An 11,916-nucleotide genomic window follows, 5' to 3' on the forward strand; every position below is an offset into this window, starting at 1 on the left:
GGCCCCACGGTGCGGGCACGCCGTGGGATGATCCCGGCGTAGACCGCCCGGCGAGTGCGCGCGACCCCCGCCACACCCGATGCAGGGAGCCGGTCTCCGCAAGTTCCTCGCCAACCGACCTGAGCGCCCAACCCATGACCACCTCCATTCCCGCAACCCTGATACCCGGCGACGGCATCGGCCCCGAAATCGTCGACGCCACGCTGGCCGCGCTCGATGCGCTGGGCGCTCCCTTCGAATGGGACCGCCAGATCGCCGGCCTGGGCGGCGTGGTGGCCGCTGGCGACCCGCTGCCGCTGGCCACGCTGGACAGCATCCGCCGCACCCGCCTCGCGCTGAAGGGGCCGCTGGAAACGCCTTCGGGCGGCGGCTACCGCTCGTCGAACGTGCGGCTGCGCGAAGAGTTCCAGCTGTACGCCAACCTGCGCCCCGCGCGCACCATCATTCCGGGCGGCCGCTTCGACAAGATCGACCTGGTGGTCGTGCGCGAGAACCTCGAGGGCCTGTACATCGGCCACGAGCACTACGTACCGATCGACGGCGACCCGCACGCCGTGGCCATGGCCACCGGCATCAACACCCGTCAGGGCAGCCGCCGCCTGCTGGAGTACGCCTTCGAGACAGCCGTGGCCACGGGCCGCAAGAAGGTCACGATCGTGCACAAGGCCAACATCATGAAGGCGCTCACGGGCATCTTCCTGGAGACCGGCCTGGACCTGTACGAGAAGAAGTACAAGGGCAAGTTCGAGCTCGACACGGTCATCATCGACGCCTGCGCCATGAAGCTGGTGCTGAACCCGTGGCAGTTCGACATGCTGGTCACGACCAACCTGTTCGGTGACATCCTGTCCGACCTGGTGGCGGGCCTGGTCGGCGGCCTGGGCATGGCGCCCGGCGCCAACATCGGCGCCGACGCCGCGATCTTCGAGGCGGTGCACGGCTCCGCGCCCGACATCGCCGGCAAGGGCATCGCCAACCCGACCGCGCTGCTGCTGGCTGCCGCGCTCATGCTCGACCACGTCAGGCTGCCCGAGCTGGCCACCCGCCTGCGCACGGCCATCGACGAGACGCTGAACATCGACAAGGTGCGCACCGGCGACCTGGGCGGCACGGCGGGCACCGAGGCGTTCACGAAGGCACTCGTCGCCCGCATCAACGGCGGTTGAGTTTCGCTGCATGGGGCTTGCGACGCGGTCGCGCCCCGTGCCGTGCTTTGCGTTTTCATTTCGAGAATTTCTGTCGAGTCATGTCCACTCCGTTGCCCGTCCTGTCCCTCCTCGAAACCCGTGTCCTCGGCGTGCTGGCCGAGAAGCAGCGCACCGTGCCCGACAGCTACCCGCTCACGCTCAATTCGCTGGTGTCGGGCTGCAACCAGAAGACCAGCCGCAACCCGGTGCTCGAGCTCACCGAGTCGCAGGTGCAGGCTGCCATCGACAGCCTGAAGGGCTACAGCCTCGTCGTCGAAACCAGCGGTGGGCGCGCCTACCGATACGAGCACAACATCGACCGCGTGCTGCGCATTCCGTCGCAGTCGATCATCCTGCTGACCGTGCTGATGCTGCGCGGCCCGCAGACGGCGGGCGAACTGCGCATTGCCTGCGACCGAATGCACAACTTCGCCGACATCTCGTCGGTCGAGGGCTTCCTCAACGAACTGGCGGAACGCCCTGCCGGGGCGCTGGTCGTCAAGCTGGCACGGTTGCCAGGCGCGCGCGAGAGCCGCTGGGCACACCTGTTGAGCGGCACGCCGGCGGAAGAAGTCGCGGGGCCGGGGAGTGGATCGTCCGACGCAGCCTATGCGCCGCACGACGTGTCGCTGGGCGAGGTCGCGGCGCTCAAGGCCAACGTGGCGCGGCTCGAAACCGAGGTGGCGTCGCTCAAGGCGCTGCTCGCGCGTGTGTGCTCCGAGCTTGGAATTTCCGAAACGGACTGATTCTGGTACTTCACACGGGCTTCACGCAGCCCGCGCATCCGCTGCCTAACTTCGTGCCCATTGCGAACTCTTCAATGGAGCACCGACATGGACAACGGACAGATCGTCACCTGGCGCGATCAAATGCCTTTCGACGACATCAGCCGGCGCCTGCTCGGCTGGCTCGCGGCGCTGGCCGGCATCGCAAGCCTCTATGCGTTCTTCTGGTGGGCCGCCTCGGCCACCGGCTTCCTGCTTTTCGACGGCTGGTGGAACACCTGGCGCGGCCTGGGCACCGCGCTCGCGTTCCGCGATGCGGACTCGGCGTTCTACCTGCTGAGCTGGGTGCTGTCGGTCTTTGGCGGCCTGTTCGGCTGGGTCGCGCTGATCGGCTTCGCGGTGGCGCACCGGCGCGGCTGGGAGGCGGTGCCGGCGTGGATCAAGTTCGGCTGCCTCGTCGGTGCCGTTGCGGGATTAGCCTTCGAGCCCGGCCGGCTGCTCGCGCTGGCTCCCATCGTCTGCGCGGTGCTGATGCTGCTGCGCTCGATGCTGCCGGCGCAGCCCGCGCGCTGAAGATCGCGTCCTTCGGACTCGTTCTAGGTGTGTTGACGCGGCCCGACTCAGCCCCACGCAGGCACGCGGCGCAAGTACATCCGCTCCAACGTGCCCGCAAAGCCCTTCAGCAAGAATCGTTGCCTGTCTAGGGTGATGAAACCGGCACGTCGAGACTCAGCTTCACCGGGTCCATCGTCACCAGCGTGCGAAAGCGCTTGACGTTGTTGCTCTGGAAGAAAAGCTGCCGGGTCAGGGCGGTGTATTGCGCCATGTCGCGCACCACGAAGACCAGGATGAAGTCCCACTCGCCCGTCACGTAGTAGCACTGTTGCACCTGCGGGCAGTCGCGAAAGCTCTGCTTCATGGCGTCGAGCAGTTCGATCTGCTCGCTCTCGGTCTCCACCTCGGCCACGATGGTGAGCGGATGGCCCAGCGCGGCGGGCGACAGGACCGCGCCGTAGCGCTGGATCACGCCCTCGTCGAGCATGCGCTTCAGCCGCCGGTTGACGGCCGCCGTCGACAGGTGCACCCGTTCCCCGAGTTCGCTCTGCGGCATGCGGCTGTTGGCCTGCACGAGTTCGAGCAGGCGGAGGTCCAGGGCGTCCAGAGGTGTCATGCGAGGGGGCAGGTGACGCAAAAACGTTGCGTCGATCGGCACGATTTTGCGCGCCCATACCGCTGCGTTGTCAATAGCATCTCGCCATGAACATTGCAGACACCCTCCTGCGCGACGAACTCACCGGCTGGCGCCGGCAGTTGCACGCCATGCCCGAAACCGGCTTCCAGGAAGCGAAGACCTCCGCCTTCGTGATCCGCGTGCTGAAGGCATTGGGCCTCGAGGTGCACACCGGCATCGGCGGCACAGGCCTCGTCGCCAACCTGAAAGTGGGCAGCGGCAAGGGCGTGATCGGCCTGCGCGCCGAGATGGACGCGCTCGACATCACCGAGCTGCCCGCCGACCGCGCCCATGCCTCCACCGTGCCCGGCAAGATGCACGCCTGCGGCCATGACGGCCACATGTCGATCGTGCTGGGCGCCGCGCGGCTGCTGCGCGAGCGGCGCGACTTCGACGGCACCGTGCGCTTCATCTTCCAGCCTGCCGAGGAGCACGGCCGCGGCGCCAAGGCCATGATGGACGACGGCCTGTTCGAGCGCTTCCCGGTCGATGAGATCTATGGCCTTCACAACATGCCCGGCATGCGCGCCGGCACCATCGCCACGCGCGTGGGCGGCATCATGGCCAGCGAGGACAACTTCGTGATCCACGTGAAGGGGCGCGGCACGCATGCCGCGCGGCCGCACATGGGCATCGACCCGATCGTCATCGGGGCGGAGATCGTGCTGGCGCTGCAGACCATCGTGTCGCGCACGCTCGACCCCGGCGCGCAGGCGGTGGTCTCGTGCACCGAGTTCATCACCGACGGCATCCGCAACGCGATTCCGTCGAACGTCGTCATCAAGGGCGACACGCGCAGCTACGACCCGGCCGTGCAGCACATGCTGGCCACGCGCATGCGCGACATCAGCGAAGGCATCTGCCGCATGCACGGCGCCGAATGCGACTTCAGCTACACCCACGAGTTCGCGCCCACCGTGAACTGGGCCGAGTGCGTGACCTTCGCGGTGGCTGCCGCCACGGCCGTGGTGGGTGCCAGGAACGTCGACGCCGATGTGGTGCCGTTGATGGCGTCGGAGGATTTCGGCGCGTTCCTGCGGGCGGTGCCGGGTGCCTTCGTGTTCCTCGGCAACGGGGCCGACGGAGAGCCCGGCGGCACGCCGCTGCACAACAGCAGCTACGACTTCAACGACGAGGTGCTCGCGACGGGCGCCCGCTATTTCGCGGAGATCGTGCGCATGCGCCTTCCCCGATCGACCGGCACCGGGAGCTGAGCAGCATGTTTTTCACCAACCCCCGGGCAAGCCGGCGCGCTTACGACGAATCCCTGCGCGAAGTGATGAGCATCGCGCGCGGCAAGCAAAGCCGGCAGTGGCTGTCGAGCTGGAGCCGGCTTTCGCCGCAGCCGACGCCGGCATGGGCGCTGCCCCGCCTTGCGGCGCAACTGGGTATCGGCGGGCTCACCGTCAAGGACGAATCGAAGCGCTCGGCGCTCGGCAGCTTCAAGGTGCTCGGCGCGCCGGTGGCGCTGCTGCGGCTCGTGCTGCGCCGCTGGCCCGATCGCGGATGGACGCCCGGCGATCTGCTGGCGGGGCGGCATGCCGGGGCGCTGCGCGATTTCGTGGTCGTCAGCGCGACCGACGGCAACCATGGGCGTGCGCTTGCCGCCGCCGCGCAGAGCATCGGCTGCCGCTGCGTGATCGTGCTGCATGCGCAGGTGAGCCAGGAGCGCGAAACGCCCATCGCGCAACTGGGCGCCGAGATCGTCCGCATCGCGGGCAATTACGACGAGTCGGTCGAAGAAGCCGCGCGGCTTGCCGGGGCCAATGGCTGGGAGGTGGTTTCCGACACCTCCTACGACGGCTACGAGGAAGTGCCGCGCGACGTCATGCAGGGCTACGGCATCCTGGCCGACGAACTGCTCGAGCACGCCGCCGCCGACGGGCCGTGCCCGTTCACCCACGTCATCGTGCAGGGCGGCGTGGGCGGGCTGGCGGCCGGCGTGGCCAGCCATTTCTGGGAACGCTACGGCGCCGCGCGTCTGGCCTTCATCGTCGTGGAGCCCGAGCAGGCCGACTGCCTTCTGCAGAGCGCGCGAAGCGGCCGCCCCGCGCGTGCCACGGGCTCGGTCGACTCGGTGATGGCGGGGCTGGCCTGCGGGAAGACCTCGCCGCTCGCGTGGCGCTTCCTGCAGCCTGCGGTCGATCTGTTCATGACGGTGACCGATGCACAGGCAGAGCAGGCAATGCGCACCCTCGCGACCGGCGAGGCGGGCGATGTGCCAGTGCTCAGTGGCGAGTCCGGCGCGGCCGGCCTGGCGGCGCTGCAGGTGCTCGCGGCCGACCCCGATGCGCGCCATGCCGCCGGCCTGGGCCCTGCGGCGCGCGTGCTGCTGGTCAGTACCGAAGGCGCGACCGCGCCCGGCGTCTACCGCGCGATCACCGGGCGCTCGGGCGAAGAGGTGGTCGCGGCGCAGGAGCAATGGCTGCTGCGGGAACAGCGGTAGGCGCAAGCGCGTCCCGGCGCGTTGAGGCAACTGTCATCGACGGGCGTGCATACTCGCGCGCCCTCCACCCCCCGCATTGCTTCAACAAGGATCCCATGTCAGGACACGGCTTTCACGTGCACGGCCCGCACGATCACGAACTCGAACACGCCGCATCGGGCGGCGGCCACGGCCATGGGGCCGGCACCGCGCATGGCGACGGCGCGGCGGCGCAGGCCGGCGGCATGAGCATGACCAGCAAGATAGCGATGTGCACCGCGGTGATCGCCACCTTCGGCGCGATCTTCTCGTACATGGGCGGCGCCACGCAGGCCAACGCCGGGCTCTACAAGAACAACGCCGCGATCAAGAAGACCGAGGCGTCCAACCAGTGGAATTACTTCCAGTCGAAGAGCACCAAGCAGGCGCTTGCCGAGTTCGCGCGCGACACCGCGACGGATGACAAGCGCCAGGGCTGGCAGGCCAAGGTGAGCCGCTACGAGCAGGAAAAGACCGAGATCCAGGCGGCCGCGAAGAAGCTGGAAGAAGAGGCGAGCCGCTGGGACGCCCAGTCGGAAGAGCAGATGCACCAGCACCACCGCTGGGCGCAGGCGACCACGGTGCTGCAGGTGTCGATCGCGCTGGCTGCCATTGCCCTGCTCACCAGGAAGAAGTGGCTGGAGCGCGCGATGTTCGGCGTGGCCGCCGCGGGTTTCGCGGTGGGCGTGCTCGCCGCGCTGCACGTCTAGGCCGCGCTTCCGGGGCTGCTCCAGCCGAAGAACCGCAGCACCTCGTCGCGCTGGCGCATGGCGTCGGCGCGGCCCAGCGCCATCAGCTCGCGCGTGTAGGCCGACTCGAACAGCAGGTAGCTGGCGAGCGCGCCGCCCTTCACGTCGGCGGCCACCTTCGAGCCGCCCAGCAGGTACCGCACCGCGCCGGGCAGGGCGTCGACATGGCGCGCCGCGATCATGTCGAGGCGCTCCGACGGTGAGATCACCAGCAGGTCGAGCGGACGCAGCCCGCTCGCCGCCCGCGCTCCCTCGGGAATGAGGCTCAGCGTGTGGTTCACCCGGTGCAGCCGCTCGATGTCGACCGCCAGCGCATCCAGGAAGATGCTCGACAGCGCATGGCCCGCGATCTGCGCCATCGTCGGATAGCCGGTGTGGGTGTTGGGGCCAGGGGCCTCGCGCGGCTCGTGCATGCGCCCGGCACCGATCACCACGATGCGCTGCGCGCCCAGATGGATGGCCGCTGCAATCGGTGCCGACTGGCGCATCGAGCCGTCGCCGAAGTACTCGATGTGGTCCTGCTGCATCGGCAGCGCGGTGGCCGGGAACACGAACGGAATGGCCGACGACGCCAGCAGGTGCGCATGCGTGATGCGGTCGCGCACCGAAATCCGCTGCGAGCGCACCCAGGGCTCCATCGGCACGGCCGCCTCGAAGAAGGTGACGTGCTCGCCCGAGCTGTAGCTCGAGGCCGTCACCGCCAGCGCCTGCACGTGGCCGTCTTTCATGAGCTGCGGCAGTCGGTCGAGCTGCACCAGGCGCTGCAGCAACTCGGCCAGCGGCGAGTTGTCCAGCAGCGACCTGGGCTTCACGCGCATCCAGTTGGCCGCGAAGCGCCCGAGCCCGAGCAGCATGCGCCATCGTGCGCCGCTGCCGATGACTGAAAGCGAGTCGGCCTTGTACACCTGCTCGGCGCGGAACTGGCTCCAGACTTCGGCGATGTGCGCCACCACGTAGTCGAAGCTGTCGGCGCCGCAGGCCAGCGCGGCCGCATTGATGGCCCCGGCGGAGGTGCCCGTGATGACCTGGAAGGGATTGCCGGTGCCGGCAGCGGGGCCGGCGGCACGCCGGATCTCGGCGATGGCCTCCAGCACGCCCACCTGGTAGGCGGCCCGGGCGCCGCCCCCGGTGAGCAGGAGGCCGGTGACGGGGCTTGTCTCTGGCATTTTTTGGTTATTGAGGAGCTGTTCGATGAAGGCCCGGAGAGCGCACTAGACTACCGGCCATTCAGGAGTTTGATCAATGGCACTCACCCCAGAAGGGCTGACGGACGCGCTCAAGGCCGTCGCGGACCCTAACACCGGCAAGGAATTCGTGGCGAGCCGGTCGCTCAAAAACCTCCAGGTCTCGGAGGGCGACGTGTCCTTCGACCTCGAGCTCGGCTACCCCGCCAAAAGCCAGCATGCGGCCATCCGCAAGGCGCTGGTGGCGGCCGCCAAGGCGGTGCCGGGCGTGGAGAACGTGTCGGTCAACATCGTCACCAAGGTCATCAGCCATGCGGTGCAGCGCGGCGTGCAGCTGATGCCCAACGTCAAGAACATCATCGCGGTGGCCTCGGGCAAGGGCGGCGTGGGCAAGAGCACCACTGCCGCCAACCTGGCGCTGGCGCTGGCCTCCGAAGGCGCCACCGTGGGCCTGCTCGATGCCGACATCTACGGCCCGAGCCAGCCCATGATGATGGGCATCGAAGGCCGCCCCGACAGCGCCGACGGCAAGACCATGGAACCCATGGAGCGCCACGGCGTGCAGGTCATGTCGATCGGCTTCCTGGTCGACCAGGACCAGGCCATGATCTGGCGCGGCCCCATGGCCACGCAGGCGCTGGAGCAGCTGCTGCGCCAGACCAACTGGAAAGACCTCGACTACCTGATCGTCGACATGCCGCCGGGCACCGGCGACATCCAGCTCACGCTGAGTCAGCGCGTGCCGATGACGGGCGCGGTGATCGTCACCACGCCGCAGGACATCGCGCTGCTCGACGCCAAGAAGGGCATCAAGATGTTCGAGAAGGTGGGCGTGCCGATCCTGGGCATCGTCGAGAACATGGCGGTGCACATCTGCTCGAACTGCGGCCATGCCGAACACATCTTCGGCGCCGACGGCGGCAAGAAGATGGCGGCCGAGTACCAGATGGAATACCTCGGCGCGCTGCCGCTGGACATCAAGATCCGCCTGCAGGCCGACAGCGGCGCACCCACGGTGGTGTCCGACCCCGAAGGCGACGTGGCCGGCATCTACAAGGCGGTCGCGCGCCGCGTGGCCGTCGGCATTGCCGAGAAGGCGAAGGACTTTTCCTCCAAGTTCCCCACCATCTCGATCAGCAAGAACACCTAGGCATGAACCTGCTCGCCTCGATGCGCTATCTGGTCGCGCTCAGCGAGCACAAGCATTTCGGCCGCGCCGCGCAGGCCTGCCACATCACCCAGCCGGCCCTGTCCAACGCGCTGCGTGCGCTGGAGAGCGAGTTCGGCGTCGTCATCGTCAAGCGGGCCCGGGTGTACGTGGGCCTCACGCACGAGGGCGAGCGCGTGCTGGCCACCGCGCAGCGCATGCTGCGCGAGAACGACGTGCTGCTGCAGGAGCTGCGCAGCGAAGAGGGCGACCCGCACGGGCGGCTGCGCATGGCGGCCGTGCCCACGGCCGTTCCCATGCTGTCGCGCTTCGCGGCCATGCTGCAGCAGCGGCATCCGGGCATCGTGCCCGCCGTGCTGTCGATGAGTTCGCAGGAGCTGGAGACGGGGCTCGAGAGCCTGTCGGTCGACCTCGCGCTCGGCTACACCGAGCGCATGCACCTGCCGGGCATCAAGCTCACGGCCTGGCCGCAGAGCATCGAGCATTACTTCCTGCTGCGGCGTGCGAAGAAAGCGTCGGCCGACCATCTGCGCATCGGCAAGCCCATGCCGTGGGCCGAGGCCGGCAAGCTGCCGCTGTGCCTGCTCACGCCCGACATGCACAACCGCACCATCATCGACCAGGCGCTGCGCGAGGCCGGCGTGCCGGCGGCGCCGGCCATAGAGACCAACTCGGTGCTGGCGCTCGCGCTGGCCGTGAGCGTGGGCACGGTCAGCAGCGTGCTGCCGGGCGCGATGGTGGCGGCGGTGCGCAGCCACCGCGAGCTGGAGGCGCTGCCGCTGGTGTCGCCCGAGGTGCGCACGCCCATCGGCTTCATGACGCAGGACGGCGTGCGAAGTTCGCGCGCGCTCGATGCCGCGCTGGCGTTCCTGCAGACGCCCGAGTGGCAGGCGCAGGTGCAACGGCACAGCGGCACGCTCGGCGCCTAGCGCTTCACTCATTCAAAACTTGAATCTGGCCATGCGCTGATCGAATTTGACGGCGCATGAAGCGCTCACTCACACTCCGCGGCCAACATTCGGCAACAAATTACACATCAGGCGTACAAGGAGAAATATGGCAGGCTCATCTGCAGGCGTTCTTGAGGGAGAGCGCATCGGCGGAGGCGGATTGCAACAGCAACCCGGCTTCCTGGAAAAAGAACGCATCATCGCGGGCCCCGGTTTCAACCGCTGGCTGGTACCCCCGGCCGCACTGGCCATCCACCTGTGCATCGGCATGGCCTACGGCTTCTCGGTGTTCTGGCTGCCGTTGTCGAAGGCGCTCGGCACGGCCGGCACCGGCGCACAGGCCTGCGCCAAGGACATGAGCTTCTTCGCGGAGCTGTTCGCCACCAACTGCGACTGGCGCGTGGCCACGCACGGCTGGATGTACACGCTGTTCTTCGTCTTCCTCGGCTGCTCCGCGGCCCTGTGGGGCGGCTGGCTCGAACGCGCCGGCCCGCGCAAGGCCGGCGTGGTGTCGGCGCTTTGCTGGTGCGGCGGCATGCTGCTGTCGGCACTGGGCATCCACCTGCACCAGTTCTGGCTGATGATCCTCGGCTCGGGCGTGATCGGCGGCATCGGGCTGGGCCTGGGCTACATCTCTCCGGTGAGCACGCTGATCAAGTGGTTCCCCGACCGCCGCGGCATGGCGACCGGCATGGCCATCATGGGCTTCGGCGGCGGCGCGATGATCGGTTCGCCGCTGGCGGTCGACCTGATGAAGCGCTTCTCCACCGCCACCGACGTGGGCGTGATGCAGACCTTCGTGGTCATGGCCATCGGCTACTTCGTCTTCATGATGGCCGGCGCGCTGGGCTACCGCGTGCCGCCCTCGGGCTGGAAGCCCGAAGGCTGGACGCCGCCCCCGGCGCAGACCAGCAACACCATGATCACGCAGCGCCACGTGCACGTGAAGAAGGTCTGGGGCATTCCGCAGTTCTGGCTCGTGTGGCTGGTGCTGTGCATGAACGTGAGCGCCGGCATCGGCGTGATCGGCATGGCCTCGCCGATGCTGCAGGAAGTGTTCGGCGGCGCGCTGATCGACCTGCCGGCCAAGTACGGCCAGCTCGACAAGACCCAGCTGGCGGCCATCGCGGTGGTGGCGGGCGGCTTCACGGCGCTGCTGTCGCTGTTCAACATCGGCGGGCGCTTCGTGTGGGCGAGCCTGTCGGACAAGCTGGGCCGCAAGCTCACCTACACGGTGTTCTTCGTGCTCGGCGCCGCTCTGTACGCGAGCATTCCCTCGTCGGCCGGCGCGGGCAGCAAGCTGCTGTTCGTGGGCGCTTGCTGCGTGATCGTGTCGATGTACGGCGGCGGCTTCGCCACGGTGCCGGCGTATCTTGCCGACCTGTTCGGTACGCAGTTCGTGGGCGCCATCCATGGCCGCCTGCTTACCGCGTGGGCCACGGCGGGCATCCTGGGCCCGGTGGTGGTGAACTACATGCGCGAATACCAGCTGGGCCTGGGCCTGCCGCGAGAGCAGGTCTACAACCAGACCATGTACATCCTGGTGGGCATGCTGGTGATCGGCTTCATCGCCAACCTGCTGGTGCGCCCGGTGGCCGACAAGCACTTCATGACCGATGCCGAACTGGCCGTCGAGAAGAAGCTGGCGCACGAGAAGGCCTCCGCGGCCGAAGTCGGCAGCGGCTCTGGCCGCGCCGACACGGTGAGCCCGCTGGTGGTGGCGCTGGCCTGGGTGGCGGTGGGCATTCCTCTGGCCTGGGGCGTCTACAAGACGCTGGTGAGCGCCGCCAAGTTCTTCAACTGACCGCGGCTGTCCGGGCGACGCCGCCGCACTTGGGCGGCTCGCACCGGACAGACAATGGCGCTCCGCATTGGTTTACGCTTCGCGCCAACATGAAATCCAAAGTCCAGTTCCGCCTGCGCATCTACCGGGACGACGCCATTGCCATCGGCCCCGGCAAGATCGCGGTGCTCGAAGCCGTGGCTGAAACGGGGTCGATTTCCGCGGCGGCCCGGCTGCTGGGCATGTCGTACCGCCGGGCCTGGATGCTGATCGACGAAATGAACAAGGCTCTGGCCTCGCCGGCCGTGAACACCGCCGCCGGCGGCTCGCGCGGCGGCGGCACGGCGCTGACGCCGGTGGGCGAGGAAATCGTCAAGCACTACCGGGCCATCGAGAACGCCGCGCGCCTTGCCGCATCGGCCGACATTCGCGCGCTGACACGTCTGCTCGCGCCATGAAGCCCGAAACCCTCGGG

The 11,916-nt window shown here is 68.3% G+C and carries 12 protein-coding genes; 10 read left to right on the forward strand and 2 right to left on the reverse strand.

The window, feature by feature from the left end:
• Window positions 1-134: 134 nt before the first annotated feature.
• From ACWV14_RS07690 to ACWV14_RS07700, 3 genes are all read left to right on the forward strand, one after another.
• A complete protein-coding gene (locus ACWV14_RS07690) occupies window positions 135-1,166 on the forward strand; it encodes an isocitrate/isopropylmalate dehydrogenase family protein (protein ID WP_454907469.1) in 1,032 nt (343 codons plus the stop codon).
• Between the two features lie 80 nt (window positions 1,167-1,246).
• Entirely contained in the window at window positions 1,247-1,933 is a 687-nt protein-coding gene (locus tag ACWV14_RS07695) for a YceH family protein (protein ID WP_454907468.1), read from the forward strand.
• Window positions 1,934-2,020: 87 nt separating this feature from the next.
• Window positions 2,021-2,485, forward strand: a complete 465-nt coding sequence (locus ACWV14_RS07700; protein WP_454907467.1) for a hypothetical protein — start codon at window positions 2,021-2,023, stop codon at window positions 2,483-2,485.
• 127 nt (window positions 2,486-2,612) lie between these two features.
• Here the strand turns inward: ACWV14_RS07700 and ACWV14_RS07705 are convergent, their stop codons facing one another.
• Window positions 2,613-3,083, reverse strand: a complete 471-nt coding sequence (locus ACWV14_RS07705; protein WP_454907466.1) for an Lrp/AsnC family transcriptional regulator — start codon at window positions 3,081-3,083, stop codon at window positions 2,613-2,615.
• An 86-nt stretch (window positions 3,084-3,169) separates the two neighbouring features.
• On the opposite strand from ACWV14_RS07705, the gene ACWV14_RS07710 reads away from it, so the two are divergent.
• The 3 genes from ACWV14_RS07710 (at window position 3,170) to ACWV14_RS07720 (ending at window position 6,317) form a co-directional block, all read left to right on the forward strand.
• Window positions 3,170-4,357, forward strand: coding sequence for a M20 aminoacylase family protein (locus ACWV14_RS07710; RefSeq protein ID WP_454907465.1), 1,188 nt, complete (start codon window positions 3,170-3,172; stop codon window positions 4,355-4,357).
• Window positions 4,358-4,362: 5 nt separating this feature from the next.
• Entirely contained in the window at window positions 4,363-5,589 is a 1,227-nt protein-coding gene (locus ACWV14_RS07715) for a diaminopropionate ammonia-lyase (RefSeq protein ID WP_454907464.1), read from the forward strand.
• A 95-nt stretch (window positions 5,590-5,684) separates the two neighbouring features.
• Window positions 5,685-6,317 (forward strand): DUF4337 domain-containing protein, encoded by a 633-nt coding sequence (locus tag ACWV14_RS07720; RefSeq protein WP_454907463.1) that lies wholly within the window; start codon window positions 5,685-5,687, stop codon window positions 6,315-6,317.
• Here ACWV14_RS07720 and ACWV14_RS07725 read toward each other — a convergent pair.
• Window positions 6,314-7,522: a patatin-like phospholipase family protein gene (locus ACWV14_RS07725; RefSeq protein WP_454907462.1), complete on the reverse strand. Its 1,209-nt coding sequence runs from the start codon at window positions 7,520-7,522 to the stop codon at window positions 6,314-6,316. The genes ACWV14_RS07720 and ACWV14_RS07725 overlap by 4 nt on opposite strands.
• A 76-nt stretch (window positions 7,523-7,598) precedes the next feature.
• Here ACWV14_RS07725 and apbC point away from each other — a divergent pair, with 76 nt between their 5' ends.
• From apbC to ACWV14_RS07745, 4 genes are all read left to right on the forward strand, one after another.
• Window positions 7,599-8,690 carry an iron-sulfur cluster carrier protein ApbC gene (apbC, locus tag ACWV14_RS07730; RefSeq protein WP_422085347.1) on the forward strand — a complete coding sequence of 364 codons (1,092 nt, stop codon included), beginning with the start codon at window positions 7,599-7,601 and terminating at the stop codon, window positions 8,688-8,690.
• A gap of 2 nt (window positions 8,691-8,692) precedes the next feature.
• A complete protein-coding gene (locus ACWV14_RS07735; protein ID WP_454907461.1) occupies window positions 8,693-9,637 on the forward strand; it encodes a LysR substrate-binding domain-containing protein in 945 nt (314 codons plus the stop codon).
• Window positions 9,638-9,764: 127 nt separating this feature from the next.
• Entirely contained in the window at window positions 9,765-11,462 is a 1,698-nt protein-coding gene (locus ACWV14_RS07740) for an OFA family MFS transporter (RefSeq protein WP_454907460.1), read from the forward strand.
• A gap of 89 nt (window positions 11,463-11,551) precedes the next feature.
• A complete protein-coding gene (locus ACWV14_RS07745) occupies window positions 11,552-11,899 on the forward strand; it encodes a winged helix-turn-helix domain-containing protein (RefSeq protein ID WP_422085350.1) in 348 nt (115 codons plus the stop codon).
• The last annotated feature ends 17 nt before the right edge of the window (window positions 11,900-11,916 follow it).

Source organism: Variovorax durovernensis (assembly GCF_977011995.1).

Coding starts and splice junctions, on each gene's coding strand:
- ACWV14_RS07690 (WP_454907469.1), top strand. CDS start 135: ATGACCACCTCCATTCCCGCAACCCTGATACCCGGCGACGGCATCGGC.
- ACWV14_RS07695 (WP_454907468.1), top strand. CDS start 1,247: ATGTCCACTCCGTTGCCCGTCCTGTCCCTCCTCGAAACCCGTGTCCTC.
- ACWV14_RS07700 (WP_454907467.1), top strand. CDS start 2,021: ATGGACAACGGACAGATCGTCACCTGGCGCGATCAAATGCCTTTCGAC.
- ACWV14_RS07705 (WP_454907466.1), bottom strand. CDS start 3,083: ATGACACCTCTGGACGCCCTGGACCTCCGCCTGCTCGAACTCGTGCAG.
- ACWV14_RS07710 (WP_454907465.1), top strand. CDS start 3,170: ATGAACATTGCAGACACCCTCCTGCGCGACGAACTCACCGGCTGGCGC.
- ACWV14_RS07715 (WP_454907464.1), top strand. CDS start 4,363: ATGTTTTTCACCAACCCCCGGGCAAGCCGGCGCGCTTACGACGAATCC.
- ACWV14_RS07720 (WP_454907463.1), top strand. CDS start 5,685: ATGTCAGGACACGGCTTTCACGTGCACGGCCCGCACGATCACGAACTC.
- ACWV14_RS07725 (WP_454907462.1), bottom strand. CDS start 7,522: ATGCCAGAGACAAGCCCCGTCACCGGCCTCCTGCTCACCGGGGGCGGC.
- apbC (WP_422085347.1), top strand. CDS start 7,599: ATGGCACTCACCCCAGAAGGGCTGACGGACGCGCTCAAGGCCGTCGCG.
- ACWV14_RS07735 (WP_454907461.1), top strand. CDS start 8,693: ATGAACCTGCTCGCCTCGATGCGCTATCTGGTCGCGCTCAGCGAGCAC.
- ACWV14_RS07740 (WP_454907460.1), top strand. CDS start 9,765: ATGGCAGGCTCATCTGCAGGCGTTCTTGAGGGAGAGCGCATCGGCGGA.
- ACWV14_RS07745 (WP_422085350.1), top strand. CDS start 11,552: ATGAAATCCAAAGTCCAGTTCCGCCTGCGCATCTACCGGGACGACGCC.